Origin of the sequence: Streptomyces fuscichromogenes, assembly GCF_014645815.1 — a bacterium.
Classification (GTDB): Bacteria; Actinomycetota; Actinomycetes; order Streptomycetales; family Streptomycetaceae; genus Streptomyces; species Streptomyces fuscichromogenes.
Window position 1 is genome coordinate 57,463 of sequence record NZ_BMML01000031.1, and the last position, 20,965, is coordinate 78,427.

General features: G+C 70.8%; 16 protein-coding genes. 4 read left to right on the forward strand and 12 right to left on the reverse strand.

Going from position 1 to position 20,965, the window contains the following annotated elements; genetic code table 11:
• Nucleotides 1-16: 16 nt before the first annotated feature.
• Entirely contained in the window at nucleotides 17-358 is a 342-nt protein-coding gene (locus IEZ11_RS42825; protein WP_189268488.1) for an Rv1322 family protein, read from the reverse strand.
• A gap of 223 nt (nucleotides 359-581) precedes the next feature.
• Here IEZ11_RS42825 and IEZ11_RS42830 point away from each other — a divergent pair, with 223 nt between their 5' ends.
• Nucleotides 582-1,622, forward strand: coding sequence for an LLM class flavin-dependent oxidoreductase (locus IEZ11_RS42830; protein ID WP_189268489.1), 1,041 nt, complete (start codon nucleotides 582-584; stop codon nucleotides 1,620-1,622).
• 103 nt (nucleotides 1,623-1,725) lie between these two features.
• On the opposite strand, the gene IEZ11_RS42835 is transcribed toward IEZ11_RS42830, so the two are convergent.
• Nucleotides 1,726-2,118 (reverse strand): SCO5389 family protein, encoded by a 393-nt coding sequence (locus tag IEZ11_RS42835; RefSeq protein WP_189268490.1) that lies wholly within the window; start codon nucleotides 2,116-2,118, stop codon nucleotides 1,726-1,728.
• A gap of 289 nt (nucleotides 2,119-2,407) precedes the next feature.
• Between IEZ11_RS42835 and nucS the strand changes: the two genes are divergently transcribed.
• Nucleotides 2,408-3,079 (forward strand): endonuclease NucS, encoded by a 672-nt coding sequence (gene nucS, locus IEZ11_RS42840; RefSeq protein WP_189268491.1) that lies wholly within the window; start codon nucleotides 2,408-2,410, stop codon nucleotides 3,077-3,079.
• Nucleotides 3,080-3,524: 445 nt separating this feature from the next.
• On the opposite strand, the gene IEZ11_RS42845 is transcribed toward nucS, so the two are convergent.
• The 3 genes from IEZ11_RS42845 to IEZ11_RS42855 all read right to left on the reverse strand — a co-directional run bounded on the left by IEZ11_RS42845 (nucleotide 3,525) and on the right by IEZ11_RS42855 (nucleotide 7,768).
• Nucleotides 3,525-6,050 (reverse strand): P-loop NTPase family protein, encoded by a 2,526-nt coding sequence (locus IEZ11_RS42845; protein ID WP_189268492.1) that lies wholly within the window; start codon nucleotides 6,048-6,050, stop codon nucleotides 3,525-3,527.
• Between the two features lie 360 nt (nucleotides 6,051-6,410).
• On the reverse strand, nucleotides 6,411-6,734 hold the full coding sequence (locus tag IEZ11_RS42850; RefSeq protein ID WP_030672301.1) for an STAS domain-containing protein: 324 nt from the start codon (nucleotides 6,732-6,734) through the stop codon (nucleotides 6,411-6,413).
• Between the two features lie 185 nt (nucleotides 6,735-6,919).
• Nucleotides 6,920-7,768: a 3-hydroxyacyl-CoA dehydrogenase family protein gene (locus IEZ11_RS42855; RefSeq protein WP_189268493.1), complete on the reverse strand. Its 849-nt coding sequence runs from the start codon at nucleotides 7,766-7,768 to the stop codon at nucleotides 6,920-6,922.
• Nucleotides 7,769-7,976: 208 nt separating this feature from the next.
• Between IEZ11_RS42855 and IEZ11_RS42860 the strand changes: the two genes are divergently transcribed.
• Nucleotides 7,977-8,549, forward strand: a complete 573-nt coding sequence (locus tag IEZ11_RS42860) for a cob(I)yrinic acid a,c-diamide adenosyltransferase (RefSeq protein WP_189268494.1) — start codon at nucleotides 7,977-7,979, stop codon at nucleotides 8,547-8,549.
• A 137-nt stretch (nucleotides 8,550-8,686) separates the two neighbouring features.
• Here the strand turns inward: IEZ11_RS42860 and IEZ11_RS42865 are convergent, their stop codons facing one another.
• Nucleotides 8,687-9,106, reverse strand: coding sequence for a hypothetical protein (locus IEZ11_RS42865; protein ID WP_189268495.1), 420 nt, complete (start codon nucleotides 9,104-9,106; stop codon nucleotides 8,687-8,689).
• Nucleotides 9,103-13,722: a DNRLRE domain-containing protein gene (locus tag IEZ11_RS42870; protein ID WP_189268496.1), complete on the reverse strand. Its 4,620-nt coding sequence runs from the start codon at nucleotides 13,720-13,722 to the stop codon at nucleotides 9,103-9,105. Before IEZ11_RS42870 ends, IEZ11_RS42865 begins: the two co-directional genes overlap by 4 nt.
• 279 nt (nucleotides 13,723-14,001) lie before the next feature.
• Between IEZ11_RS42870 and IEZ11_RS42875 the strand changes: the two genes are divergently transcribed.
• Nucleotides 14,002-15,828, forward strand: coding sequence for a glycoside hydrolase family 18 chitinase (locus IEZ11_RS42875; protein ID WP_189268497.1), 1,827 nt, complete (start codon nucleotides 14,002-14,004; stop codon nucleotides 15,826-15,828).
• A 67-nt stretch (nucleotides 15,829-15,895) separates the two neighbouring features.
• Here IEZ11_RS42875 and IEZ11_RS42880 read toward each other — a convergent pair whose 3' ends face one another.
• The 5 genes from IEZ11_RS42880 to atpA form a co-directional block, all read right to left on the reverse strand.
• On the reverse strand, nucleotides 15,896-16,342 hold the full coding sequence (locus IEZ11_RS42880; protein ID WP_189268498.1) for a DUF2550 domain-containing protein: 447 nt from the start codon (nucleotides 16,340-16,342) through the stop codon (nucleotides 15,896-15,898).
• Nucleotides 16,343-16,472: 130 nt separating this feature from the next.
• Nucleotides 16,473-16,847 carry a F0F1 ATP synthase subunit epsilon gene (locus IEZ11_RS42885; RefSeq protein WP_189268499.1) on the reverse strand — a complete coding sequence of 125 codons (375 nt, stop codon included), beginning with the start codon at nucleotides 16,845-16,847 and terminating at the stop codon, nucleotides 16,473-16,475.
• A gap of 134 nt (nucleotides 16,848-16,981) precedes the next feature.
• Nucleotides 16,982-18,418 carry a F0F1 ATP synthase subunit beta gene (atpD, locus tag IEZ11_RS42890; protein WP_189268500.1) on the reverse strand — a complete coding sequence of 479 codons (1,437 nt, stop codon included), beginning with the start codon at nucleotides 18,416-18,418 and terminating at the stop codon, nucleotides 16,982-16,984.
• Complete coding sequence (locus tag IEZ11_RS42895) at nucleotides 18,418-19,338, reverse strand: F0F1 ATP synthase subunit gamma (RefSeq protein ID WP_189268501.1); 921 nt, start codon at nucleotides 19,336-19,338, stop codon at nucleotides 18,418-18,420. Before IEZ11_RS42895 ends, atpD begins: the two co-directional genes overlap by 1 nt.
• Before the next feature lie 21 nt (nucleotides 19,339-19,359).
• A complete protein-coding gene (atpA, locus tag IEZ11_RS42900; protein ID WP_189268502.1) occupies nucleotides 19,360-20,949 on the reverse strand; it encodes a F0F1 ATP synthase subunit alpha in 1,590 nt (529 codons plus the stop codon).
• Nucleotides 20,950-20,965: the final 16 nt, after the last annotated feature.

The following is a 20,965-nucleotide window of genomic DNA, read 5'->3' on the forward strand; positions in this document are numbered from 1 at the left end:
CCGGGCCGTACGGCGCTCAGAACTTCGGCGCGTTCCTGGGCCGCTGCACCCGTGTGGTGCGGCGGTCCTTCGCGTTCCAGCAGGCCTTGTGCCAGTGCCGGCGCTCGTCCACACCCGAGTGCTCGGGCCAGGCCACCACGTGCGGGACGCCGGAGGGGATCACCTGGTCGCAGCCCGGGCAGCGGTAGGTCTTGCCGACGGAACTGGCGCCGGCCACATGCCGGACGCTCCACTCCTCGCCCTGCCACCTCTCGCTGGACTGCCAGCCGCCGTAGCGGTCCGCGCGGTCGTCCTCGGCGCTCCGGCCGGACGAGGCCGCTGCGTTCGGGCCCTTGGGTCGGTTGCGACGCGGGGACACGGGACACCTCTCGGGGCTATACAGGAAGCACGGGCTGTGTCCAGCCTACGACGCTCGCACGGGGGTACGCGTAGGGCGCCAACCCACACAAGTCCCCCTCCAGGACGACCCATTCTCCAGACAATCCGCAAATCTCTCCGCCAGGCCGTGTCCTCGGCACGTGTCCGACGGTTATGCCCGGATGGGGGAGCTCCGGGTCGGAGCCAGGAAAGCAGGAAGAACGATGCGCGTAGGTAGTTTTGTGCTGGCCGCCCAGTTCCCGGGCCAGGGTCAGGGGGAAGCCCTGCACCGGGCGGTACGCACGGCGGAGGTGGCCGAGGAGTCCGGTCTGGACGCGGTGTGGCTGGCCGAGCACCACTTCGTGCCGTACGGCACGTGCCCGTCCGCGGTCACCCTGGCGGCCCTGCTGCTGGGCCGCACCCAGCGGCTGAGGGTCGGTACGGCGGTGAGCGTACTGCCCACCGTCCACCCGGTCGCCCTCGGCGAGCAGGCCGCGCTGCTGCACGTGACGAGCGGCGGCCGCTTCACGCTCGGCGTGGGACGGGGCGGGCCCTGGGTGGACCTGGAGGTCTTCGGCTCCGGCCTGGAGGCGTACGAACAGGGTTTCCCCGAGTCGCTCGACCTGCTGATGCGCTGGCTGCGCGAGCCCGCCGTGTCGGCCTCCGGTCCGCGCTTCTCGTTCCGTGAGGTCCCCGTCGTACCGCGCCCGTCGGAGGCGTTGACGGAGACGCTGGCGGAGGCGCCGGAGCCGGAGGTGGTGGTCGCCTGCACCTCCGCGGCGAGCATCCGGCTGGCCGCCGAGCGGGGGCTGCCGATGCTGCTCGGGATGCACGTCGGCGACGAGGAGAAGGCCGAGATGGTCGCGTTGTGGCGGCAGCACGCGCGGGCGGCCGGGCGGTCCGGCGACGAGATCGCGGGGGCGGGCCATGTCTCGGCCGGCGTCTGCCAGATCGCGGACCGCCGCACCGACGCCGCGGAGACCCTCACGAAGGCGATGCCGGGCTGGCTGAAGCAGGGTCTGGAGGCCCATGTGACGGTGGACGGCCGGTTCCGGTCGATGCGGGACCCGCTCGCCTACACCGAACTGCTCTGCGGACTCCATCCGGTGGGTACCCCGCGGCTGTGTGTCGACCGGCTCGCCGCGACCTCCGAGCGGACCGGCATCTCCCGTTTCGCCCTGCTGACGGAGGGCTCGGGGGATCTGGCGGCCACGGAGGAGAACGTACGACGGCTGGGTGCCGAGGTGCTGCCGCACCTCCGGTGACCTCACCGCCGCGGGGAGCTTGCCGCCCCAGTGACTGATGCACCTCCCGCGTGTGGAGCGGCAAGCAAGCGGCTCACTGCGTCAGCAGTACCGAAGCACGGCGTCAGCAGTCCCGGAATTCCGGGGACTGGTTCAACAGCTGATTGCGCACCGAGGTGAAGCGGGCCAGCGTCTCGTCGACCGAGGCGTCCAGCGGGAACACCGCCACACGGTGGCAGTTCTGGAAGGCCAGCCGCACTCCGAAGTGCCGCTGCAATGCGCCGCGTATGGCGTCACTCGCGAGCGCACGCAGCAGCTGACCGCGTGCCTGCTCGTCCGGCGGGGGCGTCTGGTTGTCGGCGAAGTCTCCGCCGTCCACCTTCAGCTGGGCCACCAGGGAGCTGATCATCTCCCATGCGTAGGGCAGGGAGGTCCGGACGCAGTCGACGAAATCCGCTTCGTCGACCTCGCCTCGCTCGGCCTGTTCGAGTAGGGCCGGTGAGACGTCGAGCGACATGGGTACTCCTCTCGCACCCCCGAACAGCAGGGGTTGGCGGACAGGTAAGGGAGTTCGCGATACCGAACACGCTGAGTACACACTCCGCGACCTCCCGTTTACTACGGTAGGCAACGGGCGGTGACCTCACCAGGAGATTGCGTATATGCGACGGTCCCTTTAGGCACACAATCGGCCAGATTTGAACAGGCGTGTGCAGGCGACTCTCCAGGACCGGTCACCGGGGCGGACCGAGGCGACAGCTGGGCGAATCGCGTGGAGGGCGGGGCGTCGAGTAGCGTTGCCGACCATGCGTCTCGTCATCGCCCGGTGCTCCGTCGACTACGCCGGCCGGCTCACCGCCCACCTTCCCTCCGCTCCCCGTCTGATCTTGGTCAAGGCGGACGGCAGTGTCTCCATCCACGCGGACGACCGGGCCTACAAGCCCCTCAACTGGATGTCGCCGCCGTGCACCCTCAAGGAGGGAACGGGTGACGAGGACGGCGTCTGGACCGTCATCAACAAGGCGGGCGAGAAGCTCATCATCACGATGGAGGAGGTCCTGCACGACTCCTCGCACGAGCTGGGCGTCGACCCAGGCCTGATCAAGGACGGCGTGGAAGCGCACCTCCAGGAGCTGCTGGCCGACCGCATCGAGACCCTCGGCGACGGCTACACCCTCATCCGCCGCGAGTACATGACGGCGATCGGCCCGGTGGACATCCTGTGCCGCGACGCCGAGGGCCAGACCGTGGCCATCGAGATCAAGCGCCGGGGCGAGATCGACGGCGTCGAACAGCTCACCCGCTACCTGGAACTCCTCAACCGCGATCCCCATCTCGCCCCCGTCCGGGGCATCTTCGCGGCCCAGGAGATCAAGCCCCAGGCCAAGGTCCTCGCCACCGACCGCGGCATCGGCTACACGATCCTGGACTACAACGCCCTGCGCGGCATCGAGGACGACAAGCTCCGCCTGTTCTGACAGACCGGGCCGACGTCCCTGAACAAGGCCGACAGACCAAGCGCCACACGCCCCTTCCTCGCCGCACACCCGAACACCGCCGACAGCCCGGATACCGCCGACCGCCAGGATTCCGCCGACCTCCCAGTTACCGCCGCCCGCCCCAACACCGCCGCGACGGCGCTCCGCCACGACGGCGCGAACCGGCGGTGCCGAACCCGGCTCAGGCCGGTCCGGCACCGCCGGTCGCCCCCGTAGGGGCTGGGCGCCGTCGCGGCGGTGTGGGGGCGGGCAGCGTACGAGCCAAGGCGGGCGCACCCACGCCGACTTGTCTGGCAGACGCCCGGCATCGGCCTGCGAGGCGGGCGTCCGGTGTCGGCCTGCGGGCGGGCGTCCGGTGCCGGCTTGCGAGGTGGGCGATCGAGGTGGGCGTCCCGCGCGCGGAGGCGGGGACGCCCCGAAGGGCTCAGATCAGCGTGCCGGCGGTGGTGCCGGGGCTGACGCCCTCGGACGCGCCCGACGTCGTGACCGACGGGGAGTCGGACACCGGGCCGCTGGCAGAGTTGGTGGCGTCGGTCGGGGTGGGGTCCGCGCTGTCGCTGGGGGCCGTGGAACCGCCCGTCGGGGGAGCCGACGTCGTGGATCCACCAGTCGGTGTACCGGTCGAGGACGACCCCGAGGACGACGGGGAAGACGGCCTGCTCGTCGTCGGCTTGCTCGACGTGCTCGGCGTACCGCCGCTCGACGAGCCCTTCGTCCCCGAAGCCGAAGCCGAAGGCGTCTCCGTGTCCGAGGGGGGTGTCGGGTCGTCCGAGGTGCCCATGGTGCCGTCCGGGCCCGGGTCCGTCGGCTTGGCGGTGGCCGTACCGGTGCCCGTGCCCGACGTCTGCCCGGGGTCGGCGTCGAGCCCGCCGTCACCCGCGCCCTCGCTCGCCGACGGGTTGACGGACACGTTGTTGGACGGGTTGTCGGCGTTGTCGTGGGAGGTCATCCCGAGGGTGACCACAGTGCCCAGGACGGCCGTCAGCAGCACCCCCGCGCCCACCGCCACCAGGTTGCGGCGAGCCATCCGGACCAGGCCGCCCCCGCCCTCCTGGGCCGGCGCCGGCTGCCCCGCCGCCGGGATCCTCTGGGTCACCAGGGTGTCCGAGACCGGCGAGTGGACCGCGGGGAAGGGCGTGGTGACGCCGGCCGCCGGGGATATGGACTCCTCGTGGCGGGCGTCGGGCACCTCGTCGCCCGTCATCGCGGCGACGGCCGGAACGACCTCGCCCGAGAGGTCGGCGACCAGGGCGAGAGCCCGTCGGCCGGCCGTGGTGCCCCGCTTGTCGGCGAGCGCCCCGCGCAGGCCGATCGAGGCCTCCAGCTCGGCACGGGCCCGGTCCAGCTGGTCGCCGCAGAGCGCGAGGATGCCCAGCTCGTGGTGGAAGTAGGCCTGTTCGCCGACCTCACCGGCGAGCCGCGCGGCCTCCGCACCGGCCCGCAGCGCCCGCTCCCAGTCGCTCCAGTGCAGCCCCGCCGCGAACGCGGGCGCGGCCGTACGGGCCAGTCGTACCGGCGTGCTGTCCTCGTCCTCCGCCGGCGGCACCGTCTCGGGGACCAGCAGCGTCAGGGCGGCGAGGATCGCGTCGGCCTCCGCGCAGACCCGCTCCGGGGTGACCGAGGGGTGCCCGGCCCACCAGCTGTAGTGCTGGGCGGCCGTGAGGGCCTGGGCCGCCGCGTCGTCGGCGTATCCGGCGGCCTCCAGCTGCTGGAGGACGCCCGCGGCGAGCCGGTAGCGGGAGCCGACCGGGGAGACCAGTCCGCAGCCCGCCAGTTCGCCGAGGGCGGCGTCCGCGTGGGTGTCGCCGACGAGGGCGGGCAGATGCGCCTGGTGCGGCACCTCGCCGCCGAGGGCGACCGCGAGGCGCAGGGTGGCCCGGGCGGAGGCGCTGAGCCGGGCGGCGAGCAGCGGGGCGGGCGCGGCGGCCTCACCGAGGGACGGGAGCGGGGTCTCCTCGGCGGCTTCGGCGTCGAAGGAGACGTCGGGCGACAGGTCGGACAGCTCGGACGCGAAGACGCCGAGCTCGTCGACGGCGCCGGTGCTGGCCCGCACCTGGTCGCGCTGGCGCAGCAGCGCGCCCGCCTGGACGAACCGCAGCGGCAGGCCCTCGGACTCGAACCAGAGGTCGCCGGCCCAGTTGGCCTCCTCCTCGGTGAGCACCCGGCCGACCGCGCGCTCCAGGATGTCGACGCCGCCGGCCCGCTCCAGGCCGCTGAGGAGGACCTCCTCGACGGCGGAGTCGGCGGAGGCCGCCGGCACCTCCGGGGTGGCGCCGAACAGGAAGGCGCACTCGGGGGTGGCGTCGAGCAGCTCGTCGACCCCCGCGCCGCCGAACTCGATGTCGTCGAGGACGACGACCGCGCCGATGTCCCGGATCAGCCCGAGGAGTTCGTCGTGTCCCGGGCGGTGCTCGGGCGCCTTGTAGACGGCGTGGAAGAGGTCGTGGAGCAGGTCCTCGGGCGTGCGGTGGAAGCCGTTGAGGCGGACCACGCCGTCGGGGGCGAGGTCGGAACAGTCGTCGGCGACCAGGTCGAGGAGCGCGGTGCGGCCGGAGCCCGCGGGGCCGGTGAGGCGCACGGAGCGGCCGCGGGCCAGGAGCCGGACGAGCCGCTCGCGGTCGTCCTGGCGTTCCAGGAGGTGCAGTTCGGGCTGGGCGGGACCGGGCGGGACCGGCGGCCGGACGGCGCGCTCGTGCTCGGCGCGCTCGGCCGCGGTGCGCTTCTCGGGTCCGGCGGGGCGTTCGGTCGGCGGGCAGGGTTCTATCTCGCTGCCGTCGACGGGGTTGACGGTCAGCAGGAAGTCACCGGTGACCAGCCGCGTGGTGCGGGCCGTCGCCGGCGTGCTCTGACCGAAGTCGTTGGTGAGGGATTCCCTGGGCGGGCGCTGGCGCGGCGTGCTGCCGTCGCCGTCCTGGCCGTACCCCTCGGGTCCCGGGTTGTTCGGGTCCATAGGTTCCTAGCCCCCCAAAAGCGTCGTGTGCCGTGAATTCCGGCCCCTCCCGGCCTGTTGCACACCGCGCTGCCGCTTCTGGTCCGGGCCCGCGCTCGAAGGGTGACAAGGGCGGCGGGCGACCGAACCTTAAACCTTGGCACAGTATCTACGACAGTCCGGGGTACCGCGCCGTCCGAGACATCACAGTCTCGTGAGGATTGCGTCTGACGTGCGCTTGCGCGCCGTCCGGCCGGGTCACCCCGGTCGCCCGGTTCACACCGGATCGCCGCGTCCCAATGGTCTGCCGGGTGCGGACGGCTCGCCGCCGCACGGCCCGGCACCGGTCCCGGTGCCACGCACGGGGCTCAGACCCGGGGCTCAGACCCGGGGCAGCGACTCCACCCCGATACCCCCCTCGATCGCCAGGATCCGGTGCAGCCGGGTGGCCACCAGCAGGCGCTGCATCTGCGGCGGTACGCCGCGCAGCACCAGGCGGCGGCCGCAGCGGCCGGCCCGCCGGTGGGCGCCCATGATCACCCCGAGTCCGGTGGCGTCCCAGGAGTCCAGCTCGGACAGGTCCAGCACCAGGTCGCCGACTCCGTCGTCGACGGCCGAGTGCAGGACCGTACGGGCGTCCGCCGCGCTGCGTACGTCGAGGCGGCCCCCGACGACCAGCTCGGCGTGGTCGCCCCTGATGTACATATGCGCTCCCCGAGAGTGCGTGTCCTACTCCGTGAAAGTGATGTCCGGTAATGCAACGTCTGACTGCGTTCGCGGGTCAGAGGTTGCCATCTGTAAGCGAACCGATACCGAATTCACCCCCGAGGGTGAAAACCTCGGGCTTTGTGCGTTTTGAGGGGCGGTCAGAGGGTCTACGTACTGATGTTTCAGTACGTGTAGAAGCCCTGCCCGCTCTTGCGTCCGATGTCACCGGCGTCAACCATCCGGCGCATCAGCTCCGGCGGGGCGAACTTCTCGTCCTGCGACTCGGTGTAGATGTTGCCGGTGGCGTGCAGCAGGATGTCGACGCCGGTGAGGTCGGCCGTGGCCAGCGGGCCCATGGCGTGACCGAAGCCCAGCTTGCAGGCCAGGTCGATGTCCTCGGCGGTGGCGACGCCCGACTCGTACAGCTTGGTGGCCTCGACGACGAGCGCCGAGATCAGCCGGGTCGTCACGAAGCCCGCGACGTCCCGGTTGACGACGATGCAGGTCTTGCCGGTGGACTCGGCGAACTCCCGTGCGGTGGCGAGGGTTTCGTCGCTGGTCTTGTAGCCGCGGACCAGCTCGACGAGCTGCATCATCGGCACCGGCGAGAAGAAGTGGACGCCGACGACCCGCTCGGGGTGCTCGGTGGCGGCCGCGATCTTCGTGATCGGGATGGCGGAGGTGTTGGAGGCGAGCACGGCGTCCGGGCGCACGATCTTGTCGAGGGCGCGGAAGATCTCGTGCTTGACCTCCAGCTTCTCGAAGACGGCCTCGACCACGATGTCCGCGTCGGCGACGGCGTCCAGGTCGGTGGTCGTGGTGATGCGGGCGAGGGCCGCGTCGGCGTCGTGCGCCTCCAGCTTCCCCTTGCTCACGAACTTGTCGTACGAGGCCTGGATGCCGCCGACGGCACGGTCCAGCGCCGCGTCGGTGACGTCACGCAGGACCACGTCCCAGCCGGCCTGCGCGGCGACCTGGGCGATGCCGGAACCCATCAGGCCGGCCCCGATGACGGCAAGCTTCCGTGCCACTCCGCTCCCCTTACACGCTGTTGAGGTATGCCTCTTGGGCGGGACCCTAGCGCTCGTCGGGGGCCGGGGAACCCGGTAAGTAATGCGTGTCACGGTCTCAGGACGTGAGACAACCGTCACGTCCCGTCAGCCGGCCCCGGCACCATGGACCATTTCGCGCCACCCACGCCGTCGTTCGGCGCCGCGGGCACACCCTTACGCTGGCCGCATGGTCAATCTGACGCGCATCTACACCAGGACCGGCGACCAGGGCACCACCGCCCTCGGGGACATGAGCCGGGTCGCCAAGACGGATCTGCGGATCTCGGCGTACGCGGACGCCAACGAGGCGAACGCGGTGATCGGGACGGCGATCGCGCTGGGCGGGCTCGCGGCGGAGGTCGTCGAGGTGCTCACCCGGGTGCAGAACGACCTCTTCGACGTCGGCGCGGACCTGTCGACGCCGGTGGCGGAGAACCCGCAGTACCCGCCGCTGCGGGTGGAGCAGTTCTACGTCGACCGGCTGGAGGCGGACTGCGACCGCTTCAACGAGCGGCTGGAGAAGCTCCGTTCCTTCATCCTCCCGGGCGGCACCCCGGGCGCGGCCCTGCTCCACCAGGCCTGCACGGTCGTACGGCGGGCCGAGCGCTCGACGTGGGCGGCGCTGGAGACCCACGGCGAGGCGATGAACCCGCTGACCGCGACCTACCTCAACCGCCTCTCGGACCTGCTGTTCATCCTGGCCCGCACGGCCAACAAGGACACCGGCGACGTGCTGTGGGTGCCCGGCGGCGAACGCTGAGCGGACCGACCTCCGGCCGGGGGTCCGGGGGTCGCCCCCCGGGACAACACAGCATCCTGGCCCGCACCGCCAACAAGGACACCGGCGACGTGCTGTGGGTGCCGGGCGGGGAGCGGTGACCCCGCCCGGCACCGGGCTCAGCCGGTCTCCCTCAGCCGGCCGTCCGCGGTGAGGCTCAGGGCTCCGGTCAGGGCCTGGTCGCAGCCCTCCTTCGTCTGCCGCAGAGCGACCTGTCGGGAGGCGGTGAGCCGCTGCCCGTCCTTCGGTCCGGAGAGCGTGAGGCTCACCTGCGGCCGTCGTTCGTCGAAGCCCTCGGGCAGGCGCACCTTGACCCGGACCTGGTCGCCGTACACCAAGGGCGCCCCGCTGGCGCAGTGGGTGCCGACGCACAGCCGGTAGTCGGCGTCGGCGCCGTAGGGAACGGTGTCCGCCTTCCAGGTCACGGAGACCTGCGGGACGACGGCGAGCAGTTCGCACGCCGCTGTGTCGGAGCCGCAGGCGGTCAGCGTCCACAGCGCCGCCGCGAGGGCGCCCGCGATGCGCGGGCCCCGGCTCACCACTTCTTCACCAGGCCGGGCAGCGCGTCCTCGGCCAGCTTGATGTCGGTGAAGATGATCTCGCAGTCGTAGTCGGTGGCGTCCGAGCAGTCCTTGTCGTCGTTCCACCCGTCGTCGTCGCCGTCGGAGCCGATGCCCCAGCCCGAGCAGAGCCCGCCGGAGATCACGCCCTTGGCGTAGACATGGCCGTTCTTGAGCACGGTGTAGACGGGCCCTCCGGAGTCGCCGGGGTAGTCGCAGGTGCCCGAGTTCTTCTTGCCCCGGGTGGCGTTCTTGATGACCGTGCCGTCGCTGTACTTGATGGTCAGCTTGCCGCTGGTCACCTTCCAGCCGCAGACCTCCCCGGTCGTGGACCCGCCGGAGCAGAACTGCTGGCCCACCTTGGAGCGGGTGGTCCAGCGGTTCTGGACCCGGCGCGTCTGGGAGCCGTTGGGGCCGCCCTTGTAGATGCGCGCGGAGACGTTGTACTTGTTCTCGTACACCTTGCCGATCACCAGGTCTCCTGAGTAGTACGACTTTCCGGCGATCTTCACCGACCCCTTGCTGTTGTTCCAGTTGTCGTAGGCGACGTCGGCGAAGGTGAGTTCCGGATTCCAGCTGTCCAGGTAGCCGTTGCCGGTGGTGCAGTGGCCCGCGCTGAGCATGTAGGGCTGGCCCTGGTGGGTCCAGGGGAACGCGGTGGTGCAGCGGATGCCGTCGCTGAGGGTGCCGTTCGAGGAGACCCGCACCGGCTCGTAGGCGGCTCCGCCCTTGAAGGGGGAGACGTCGGTGTAGCGGCCGGCGGAGGCCTGCAGCGCCTTCACCGCGGGGGCGACGCGGACCGCGACGGTGTCGGTGCCGTAGCGCGTGCCCAGGGCGTCGGCGACCTCGGCGTTGTCCGCCGGCACCTCCACGACCACCCGGTTGGTCTCCGCGTCGACGGCGGCCGTGACCAGGTCGGAGGCGCCGGGCACCTCGTCCTCGGTCAGCAGCAGCACCTCGTCGGTGATGGACTGCAGCTCGGCCTGGCTGTGCTCGACCTCCTCGGTCACCGGGGTGATCGTCGTGTTCTGCGTCGCCGCCGTGTCGGCGACGCCGTCCTCACCGGCCGGGGCCTCCACACCGGTGTCGGGGTCGCCCTCGGGAGTCCCGTCGGCGCTGCCCTGGTCCACCGGGATGCCGGTCAGGGTGATGGCCGCGGTGGCCTCGCTCTTGGCCGCCGGGTCCGTGACCGGCGCCACGATCTCGCCGGTGTCGCTGTCGAGGTAGGGCGGCGCGAGGTCGTCCGGGTCGGCCTCGGCCCGCTCCTCGGCGGCGTCCAGGGCGTACGACTCGGCGGTGTCCGGCTCGGCGAGGTCGTCCAGTGCGACGGGGCCGGTGAGCACGGTGACCCGGTCGAGGTCGACCGTCACCGGCTCGGACGGGGCCGGGCTGTCGTCGCCGGTGAAGCGGACCCGCAGCTGGAGGCCGCCGTCCGCGGTGAGCGTCCCGGTGTCCCAGAGCAGGCCGGACAGCGTGCCGCCGCTGACCTCGACCGGCCAGGTCACGGCGGCACCGGAGGGGCCGGTCACCTGGCCGACCGGAACATCGGTCCAGCTCTCGGTGTCGGCGCGACGGTACTGGAAGGTGACGCCCGTCAGGTCGCCCGGTCCGGCCGCCGCGAGCGGAACCTGGTGGCCGACCTGCTCGCCGGGCAGCGGGGAGACGATGCCGGCCGTACCGACGTGGAAGGTGTAGGCGGCGGTGGCGGAGGCGTTGCCGGCCTTGTCGACGGCGACGGCGGTCAGGTGGTGGCTGCCCTCGTCGGCGACGGTCACCCGCACGGTGGTGGCGGCCCCGGTGGCCGCGACGGTGGTCTCGGTGCCGTCGTCGAGCCGGTAGCGCAGGGACTTCAGCCCGGGGTCGGCGGAGGTCAGGACGAAGGCTCCGGTGTCGCCCGCGTCCCCGGCCCAGCCGTCGTCCGGAAAGTCCGGTGAGGCCACGGTGGGGGCGGCCGGTGCGGTGGTGTCCACGGTGAACCGGTAGTGCGCGGCCGGTCCCCAGGTGCCGGCCGCGTCGACCGCGCGGACGTGCAGGTACCAGGTGCCCTCGCCCTTGGTACCGCTGTACGAGGCGCTCGTCGAGTCGGTCACGGTGTCGGGCACGGTGCCGGCCGAGGAGTCGACCGTCAGGCTGTACCCGGCGGCCGTGGCCGACGTGGTCCAGGCGGCGGTGAGGGTCGTGGTCCGGTAGGCGGCCGACTGGTCGGGGTGGCCGGCCGAGGTGATCACGGGACGCAGGGCGAGGCCCGCGTCCACCTGGAAGGCGAAGTGGGCGGCGGTGGCCGACCAGTTGGCCGCCCTGTCCTTGGCCCGTACGTGCAGGTACCAGGTGCCGTCGGCGGTGACCGTCGTGCTGTACGAGGTGCCCGTCTGCACCGTGCCCGTGGTCGCGGGCAGCGTGCTCGTGCTCTGGTCGACGAGCACCGTGTACCCGGCGGCCCCGGCGGTGTCGGCGGGCGCGGTCCAGGTGAAGGACGCGGTGCGGCCGGCGTAGACGGCTCCGCTCAGCGGGTGCGTGGACGAGGTGACGGTGGGTGCGCCGGGTGCGCCGGTGTCCACGTGGAACGCGAAGTGCCGGGTGGCGGACCAGAGTCCGGCGGCGTTGCGGGCGGCGGCGTGCACGTACCAGGTGCCGTCGGCGCGGTCGGTCGCGGTGACGGTGGTGGAGGTCTGGGTGACCTCGGTGCCGGCGGCGGTCACCGGGTTCTGGTCGGTCTTCACGGCGTATCCGGTGATGGCGCTGGTGTCGCTCGCGGCCAGGGTCGCGGTGAAGTCGTCGGTGCCGTACCAGGAGTCCGGCGAGGCGTGGCTGGTGCTGGTGATCGTCGGCGCCGTGGGGGCGCTCGGGTCGACCGTGAGGGTGCGCCAGCTCGACCAGGACTTGGACCAGTTGCCGCCGTCGTAGGCGCGCGCCCGCCACTTGTGGACGCCCGACGGCAGGGTCGGTGAGGTCCAGCTGGCGATGGACGTGGGTGACAGATAGGCGGTGTTGCCGGTGGACCTGCGCGTCGTCAGGTCCGTGTCCCAGACCTCGAAGGTGAAGCGCAGTTCGTCGAGGTCGGCGTCGCCGGAGCGGGCCCGCAGCGTGGGCGTGGCGTCGCTGGTCGCCGTGCTGTCGAAGGGCAGGAACAGCGACGTGGCACCCGGGTAGGAGTCGTAGGTGACGCTCAGGTGCGGTTCGGTGGCCGCGTCCTCGCCCGAGACGTAGTTCGCCGAGCGGTAGCGCCGCCAGGTCAGCGAGTCGGTCTCGTCGACCCCGCGCACCTGGACGCCGTGGTTGTCGGAGCCGTCGGCCCAGGCCTGGACGATCGCGTCGACGTCGAAGCCGACGGTGCCCGCCGGGCAGTTGCTGTCGTGGCCCTTGGCGACGGTGCTGACGACGGCGCCGGTCGTGGTGGTGGCCGGCTGGTCGCCCCAGGTGACCGTGGCGGACGACCAGCTTCCGGTGATGCGGCGGATCTGGGTGCCGGAGCCGGAGGTGGCGCAGGACGAGGACCAGGTCGAGTACAGCGCGAGGTTGGTGTCGACGATGTGCTTGCCCGCGAGGCCGGACACGTCGAACTTCAGATAGGAACGGGCCTTGGTGGTGCCGCCGTCGTAGGTGCCGGACTTCAGCTCGGTCGACGAGACCTGGGAGTCGGGGTAGTTGGTGGCGACCCAGGTGTCCGTGCTCACGGCGAGGGTGGAGGTGGGGTCGACGGTCACCGGGTAGTGGGCGGTGGCGAGGAACTCGGGGTCCGGGGTGAGGACCAGGGTCTGAGCGCCGTCCGCGTCCTGTTCGACGCGCGTGTCGACGCGGGTCTGCCGGGCGGGCTCTCCGGACAGCTCGTCCTGCTCGGCGTCCCACATCATCGGGGCCGGTGCCTCGGCGACGAGCCTCCCCGAGGCGTCCTTCAGGAGGAGGTGCCCCGAGTCCGCCAGGGAGAGGGTCAGGCCCTCGGTCCGTACGGGTATGCGGTAGCGGACGGGCTCGGCGGGGGCCCGGTCGAGCAGGATGTTCTGCGAGAAGCCGTCGGCGAGCGCGGTGACGGTCAGCGTCTCGTCCGGTCCGACCTGGTAGGAGGCGGTGTCGCCGGCCACCTCGGGAGTGGGGAGCTCGGTCTCCCAGCCGAGCCCGAAGGAACGTTTCCCCTCGGTGACCTGGGCGAGGTGGGTGTCACCGCCGTCGGACACGTCGAGGTCCGTGCCCGTGGTCTGCGGAGTGAGGCTGGCCCCGGTGTCGGAGAGCGTGGTGTCGATGTCGTGCCAGACGCCGTCCTCCTTGACCCGCACCGGCGCGGGGTAGGCCTCGGCGGTGAGCGTCCCGGCCGGGTCGGCCCAGACACCGCCGGTCGCGGTGCGCTCGGAGAGGATCTCGATGCGGCGCCCCTGCGCCTGGGCGAGGAGCCGGGCCTCGGACTCGTCGGCGGCCTCGGCCGGACCGAGGTCCGCGGCGGATGCGGACGGGGACGCGGCCGGCGTCCCGGACTCGGCCTGCGCCTCCCGCTCGGCCACGGCGGCGAGGCCGCCCGCCAGGGTCAGCGCCAGCACGGCCGCCGCGGCCCGCCGCCCGCTCCCCCACGGGGATCTTCGCCGGGCGCGTATCGCTCTGCTCAATGCGGATTCCTCTCCGAAGTGACACCGGGCAAGATCATCCCGGACGGGGATTATGCACGACGTTTGCCGGAATTTGGGATTCCGTTGACTGTTGAGCAGGCATCACCTGGAAGGCCACACCAAGGGGCGCCATCCGCAAGGAAGTTGACGGAGCGCCAGATCGACCGGTAAGTGGTCCAGACCTATTGACCGATGGTCCAGACCTTTCTATCCTCGCGGCACTGTGGGTATGAAGGCTCAGTCATGCCCACGTCATCCCCGACAAGAGGGAGGCGCAGCATGCGCTTCAGACACAGAGCCGCGGCGGGGTTCGCGACCCTGTTGCTCCCCCTGGCAGGTCTGGTCGGCCTCGCAAGCCCGGCCCAGGCCGCGACGACGGCGACCGCGACCTATGCCAAGACCTCCGACTGGGGTACCGGCTTCGGCGGCCAGTGGACCGTCAAGAACACCGGTACCACCAGCATCAGTTCCTGGACCGTCGAGTGGGACTACCCCTCCGGCACCTCGGTCACCTCCGCGTGGGACGCGGACGTCACCTCCGCCGGCACCCACTGGACCGCCAAGAACAAGTCCTACAACGGCACCCTGGCCCCCGGCGCCTCCGTCTCCTTCGGCTTCAACGGGGCCGGATCCGGATCCCCCAGCAACTGCGCGGTCAACGGAGCGAGTTGTGACGGGGGCACCACCACCCCCGGTGACTCGGCACCCTCCGCGCCCGGCACCCCCACCGCCTCCGGCATCACCGACACCTCGGTGAAGCTGAGCTGGTCCGCGGCCACCGACGACAACGGCGTCAAGAACTACGACGTCCTGCGCGACGGCAAGGTGGTCTCCACGGTGACCACCACCTCGTACACCGACACCGGTCTCACGGCCGGCTCGGACTACTCGTACACCGTCCAGGCCCGCGACACCGCGAACCAGACCGGCCCGGTCAGCGGCGCGGTCGCCGTGCACACCACGGGCGGTACGACCACTCCCCCGACCACCGGCTCCAAGGTCAAGCTCGGCTACTTCACCGAGTGGGGCATCTACGGCCGCAACTACCAGGTCAAGAACCTGGTGACGTCCGGCTCCGCGGCGAAGATCACGCACATCAACTACGCCTTCGGCAACGTCACCAACGGCCAGTGCGCGATCGGCGACGCCTACGCGGACTACCAGAAGACGTTCACCGCCGACACCTCGGTGAGCGGTGTCGCCGACACCTGGGACCAGCCGCTGGCCGGCAACTTCAACCAGCTGCGCGAGCTGAAGGCCAAGTACCCGAACCTCAAGATCCTGTGGTCCTTCGGCGGCTGGACCTGGTCCGGCGGCTTCGCGCAGGCGGCGGCCAACCCGACCGCGTTCGCGGACTCCTGCTACAACCTGGTCAAGGACCCGCGCTGGGCCGATGTCTTCGACGGCATCGACATCGACTGGGAGTACCCGAACGCCTGCGGGCTGTCCTGCGACACCAGCGGGTCGGCGGCCTTCAAGAACCTGATGGCCGCGCTGCGCGCCAAGTTCGGCTCCTCCGCCCTGGTCACCGCGGCCACCACGGCCGACGGCTCCACCGGCGGCAAGATCGACGCCACCGACTACGCGGGCGCCTCCCAGTACGTCAACTGGTACAACGTGATGTCGTACGACTTCTTCGGCGCCTGGGCCACCACCGGACCGACCGCCCCGCACTCGCCGCTCACCTCGTACTCGGGCATCCCGACCGCCGGCTTCGACACGGCCGACGCGATGGCCAAGTTCAGGGCACAGGGCGTGCCGGCGAGCAAGCTGCTGATCGGCATCGGGTTCTACGGCAGAGGCTGGACCGGTGTCACCCAGGACGCGCCGGGCGGCACGGCCACGGGCGCGGCGACCGGAACGTACGAACAAGGCATCGAGGACTACAAGGTCCTCAAGACGTCCTGCCCGGTCACCGGCACCGTCGCGGGCACGGCGTACGCCCACTGCGGCACCAACTGGTGGTCGTACGACACCCCGTCGACGATCGCCGGGAAGATGAGCTGGGCCAAGACCCAGGGTCTCGGCGGCGCCTTCTTCTGGGAGTTCAGCGGTGACACCAGCGACGGTGAACTGGTGAGCGCCATCAACTCCGGGCTGAACTGACCCCTACCGCCTCACCCCACCCCCACCGCGTCGCGGGCGGCCTCCGGGCCGTCCGCGACGACGCGTCTCAGGCCACGTTCACCCGTTGCCCCGGCGGGGCCGCCTCCAGCCAGGCGAGGAAGCCGGTCAGGGCGTCCTCGCTCATGGCGAGTTCCAGGCGGGTGCCGCGATGGGTGCAGGCGAGGACGACGGCGTCGGAGAGCAGGGCCAGCTCCTCCTCGCCCTCGGGGAGGCGGCGGCCGGCCACCTCGATCCGGTCGCGTTCCAGGACCCGGCGGGGGCGGTAGGCGTAGGAGAAGACGCGGTACCACTCGACGCTGTCGCCGTTGTAGCGGGCGACGCCGTAGCTCCAGCCCTTGCCGTTGGTGTCCGGTTTCTCGGGTACTTCCCAGCGCAGCGAACAGTCGAAGGTGCCGCCGGAACGCTGGATCAGTCTGCGGCGCAAGCCGAACAGGAAGAGTCCCACCACCACCAGCGCGACCACGATTCCGGCCACAGTCAGAGCGAGGACCATCGGCACCGACCTCCCCGTCTCCTAGGTAATGGAACGTAAAAAGACCCAGATCTACCTCAGCCGCGGCTGGGTCCGGAATGGCTCCGGACCCAGCCGCGGCTGAGTTACGTCAACGCATACGCGCAGTGTGTCAGCGCGCTGTCGCCGCCCGCAGACGGACGTCGGCGCGCCGCTCGGCAGTGGCGTCGCCCGCCGCCTTCGCGCGCTCCAGCTCACGCTCCTCGCGCTGGACGTCGATCTCGTCCGACAGCTCGGCGGTCTCCGCCAGCAGCGAGAGCTTGTTGTCCGCGAACGAGATGAAACCGCCGTGCACCGCGGCGACGACCGTTCCACCATCACTCGTACGGATGGTCACCGGGCCCGACTCCAGCACACCGAGCAGCGGCTGGTGACCGGGCATGACGCCGATGTCGCCGGACGTGGTGCGTGCGACGACCAGGGTGGCCTCGCCGGACCAGACCTGGCGGTCCGCGGCGACGAGCTCGACGTGCAGCTCAGCAGCCAAGGGTGGCTCCTCGGGTCACCACCCGGCAGGGGCGCCGGGTGTTGGGGTCAATTCTAGTAGGCGTGAGTGAGGGGGCGGGACGCGCCCGCCCCCTCACACCAAGAACGCAATGAGTTCGGAGGAACTCACGGGGTTCAGGAGACGCCCAGCTCCTTGGCGTTGGCCTTCAGGTCCTCGATGCCACCGCACAGGAAGAACGCCTGCTCCGGGAAGTGGTCGTACTCGCCGTCGATGATCGCGTTGAAGGCCGCGATCGACTCGTCCAGCGGGACGTCCGACCCGTCGACGCCGGTGAACTGCTTGGCGACGTGGGTGTTCTGGGACAGGAAGCGCTCCACGCGACGGGCACGGTGGACGGTGAGCTTGTCCTCCTCGCCCAGCTCGTCGATACCGAGGATCGCGATGATGTCCTGGAGGTCCTTGTACTTCTGGAGGACCGTCTTCACGCGCATCGCGGTGTTGTAGTGGTCCGCCGCGATGTAGCGCGGGTCCAGGATCCGGGACGTGGAGTCCAGCGGGTCCACGGCCGGGTAGATGCCCTTCTCCGAGATCGGACGGGACAGCACCGTCGTCGCGTCGAGGTGGGCGAAGGTGGTGGCCGGGGCCGGGTCGGTCAGGTCGTCCGCGGGGACGTAGATCGCCTGCATCGAGGTGATCGAGTGACCACGGGTCGAGGTGATGCGCTCCTGGAGGAGACCCATCTCGTCGGCCAGGTTCGGCTGGTAGCCCACCGCGGAGGGCATCCGGCCGAGCAGGGTCGAGACCTCGGAACCGGCCTGCGTGAAGCGGAAGATGTTGTCGATGAAGAACAGCACGTCCTGCTTCTGCACATCGCGGAAGTACTCCGCCATGGTCAGACCGGCGAGGGCCACGCGCAGACGGGTGCCCGGGGGCTCGTCCATCTGGCCGAAGACCAGGGCGGTCTTGTCGATGACGCCCGAGTCGGCCATCTCCTCGATGAGGTCGTTGCCCTCACGGGTGCGCTCACCGACACCGGCGAACACGGAGACACCGTCGTGGTTGTTGGCGACGCGGTAGATCATCTCCTGGATGAGCACCGTCTTGCCGACGCCGGCACCGCCGAACAGGCCGATCTTGCCGCCCTTGACGTACGGGGTGAGCAGGTCGATGACCTTGACGCCGGTCTCGAACATCTCGGTCTTCGACTCGAGCTCGTCGAAGTTCGGGGCCTTGCGGTGGATGGACCAGCGCTCGCCCTCGTACTGCTCGTCGACGTTCAGCACCTCACCGAGGGTGTTGAACACCTTGCCCTTGGTGAAGTCACCGACCGGGACGGTGATGCCGTCGCCGGTGTCGGTGACCGGGGCCTGGCGGACCAGGCCGTCGGTGGGCTGCATGGAGATGGTGCGGACCAGGCCGTCACCCAGGTGCTGGGCGACCTCCAGGGTCAGCGTCTTCTTCTCGCCGGCGTTGGCCGGGTCGGCCACCTCGACGTGCAGCGCGTTGTAGATGTCCGGCATCGCGTCGACGGGGAACTCCACGTCGACGACCGGGCCGATGACCCGGGCGACGCGGCCCGTGGCCGTCGCGGTCTCAACAGTGGTGGTCATTAGCGGTCACTCCCCGCGGTCGCGTCGGCCAGGGCGCTGGCGCCACCGACGATCTCGCTGATTTCCTGGGTGATTTCGGCCTGGCGGGCCGCGTTGGCAAGACGGGAGAGCGTGTTGATCAGCTCGCCCGCGTTGTCGGTGGCCGACTTCATCGCGCGCCGCGTGGCAGCGTGCTTCGAAGCCGCCGACTGGAGCAGCGCGTTGTAGATGCGGCTCTCCACGTAGCGCGGCAGCAGGGCGTCGAGGACGTCCTCCGCCGAGGGCTCGAAGTCGTACAGCGGAAGGATCTCGTCGCCCTTGGCGGCGCCCTCCTCCGCGACCTCGTCGAGGCTGAGCGGCAGCAGCCGGTCCCCGAGCGCCGTCTGCGTCATCATCGACACGAACTCGGTGTAGACGATGTGGAGTTCGTCCACCCCGCCGTCCGCCGTCTCGGTCTCGATGGCCTCGATCAGCGGCGCCGCGACCTTCTTGGCGTCCGCGTACGAGGGCTCGTCGGTGAAGCCCGTCCACGACTCCACGACCTTGCGCTCGCGGAAGTGGTAGTGGGCCAGACCGCGGCGGCCGACGATGTACGTGTCGACCTCCTTGCCCTCCGCCTCAAGGCGCGCCGTCAGCAGCTCGGCGGCCTTGATGGCGTTGGAGTTGAAGGCGCCGGCCAGACCGCGGTCGCTCGTGAGGAGCAGCACCGCGGAGCGGGTCGGCGTCTCCGCCTCGGTGGTCAGGGGGTGCTTGGTGTTCGACCCGGTACCGACCGCCGTGACCGCGCGGGTGAGCTCGGTCGCGTACGGCGCGGAGGCCCGCACCTTGCGCTGCGCCTTGACGACACGCGAGGCGGCGATCATCTCCATCGCCTTGGTGATCTTCTTGGTCGCGGTGACGGATCGGATGCGACGCTTGTAGACCCGGAGCTGGGCTCCCATGAGTCAGGTCCCTTCCTTACGTCACTTGGCCGCGGCCGGGACGTCCTCGCCGAGAAGCTTGCCGTCCGAGGTCTCGAACTGCTTCTTGAAGTCGGCGATGGCGTCGGCAACAGCGGTGAGGGTGTCGTCCGACATCTTTCCGCCCTCCTTGATGGAGGTCATGAGGCCCTGCTCCTTGCGGTGCAGGTACTCCAGGAGCTCCTTCTCGAAGCGGCGGATGTCGGTGACCGGGACGTCGTCCATCTTGCCGGTGGTGCCGGCCCACACGGAGACGACCTGGTCCTCGGTGGACATCGGCTGGTACTGAGCCTGCTTGAGCAGCTCGACCAGACGCTGGCCACGCTCCAGCTGCGACTTCGACGCGGCGTCCAGGTCGGAACCGAAGGCGGCGAACGCCTCCAGCTCGCGGTACTGGGCCAGGTCCAGACGCAGCCGGCCGGAGACCTGCTTCATCGCCTTGTGCTGCGCGGAACCACCGACTCGGGAGACGGAGATACCGACGTTCAGCGCGGGGCGCTGACCGGCGTTGAACAGGTCCGACTCCAGGAAGCACTGGCCGTCGGTGATGGAGATGACGTTGGTCGGGATGAACGCCGAGACGTCGTTGGCCTTGGTCTCGACGATCGGCAGACCGGTCATCGAGCCGGCGCCCATCTCGTCGGAGAGCTTGGCGCAGCGCTCCAGCAGGCGGGAGTGCAGGTAGAAGACGTCACCCGGGTAGGCCTCACGGCCCGGCGGGCGGCGCAGCAGCAGGGACACGGCGCGGTAGGCGTCGGCCTGCTTCGAGAGGTCGTCGAAGATGATGAGGACGTGCTTGCCGTCGTACATCCAGTGCTGGCCGATGGCCGAGCCGGTGTACGGCGCCAGGTACTTGAAGCCGGCCGGGTCGGACGCCGGGGCGGCGACGATGGTCGTGTACTCCAGCGCGCCGGCCTCTTCCAGGGCGCCACGCACGGAGGCGATGGTCGAGCCCTTCTGGCCGATGGCGACGTAGACGCAGCGGACCTGCTTCTTCGGGTCGCCCGAGCGCCAGTTGTCACGCTGGTTGATGATCGTGTCGACGGCCAGGGCGGTCTTGCCGGTCTGGCGGTCGCCGATGATCAGCTGACGCTGGCCGCGGCCGACCGGGGTCATGGCGTCGACGGCCTTGTAGCCGGTCTCCATCGGCTCGTGCACCGACTTACGGGCCATGACGCCGGGAGCCTGCAGCTCCAGGGCGCGGCGGCCGGACGTCTCGATCTCGCCGAGGCCGTCGATCGGGTTGCCGAGCGGGTCGACGACGCGGCCGAGGTAGCCCTCGCCGACCGCGACGGAGAGAACCTCACCGGTGCGCTGCACCGGCTGGCCCTCCTCGATGCCGCTGAACTCACCGAGGACGATGGCGCCGATCTCGCGCTCTTCCAGGTTGAGCGCGAGGCCGAGGGTGCCGTCCTCGAACTTCAGCAGTTCGTTGGCCATGGCCGAGGGAAGACCCTCGACCTTCGCGATGCCGTCGCCGGCAAGGGTGACCGTACCGACCTCCTCGCGCGAGGCCGCGTCCGGCTTGTACGACTGGACGAAGTTCTCCAGCGCGTCCCGGATCTCCTCCGGCCGGATCGTGAGCTCCGCCATCTGGGTTCCCTGCTCT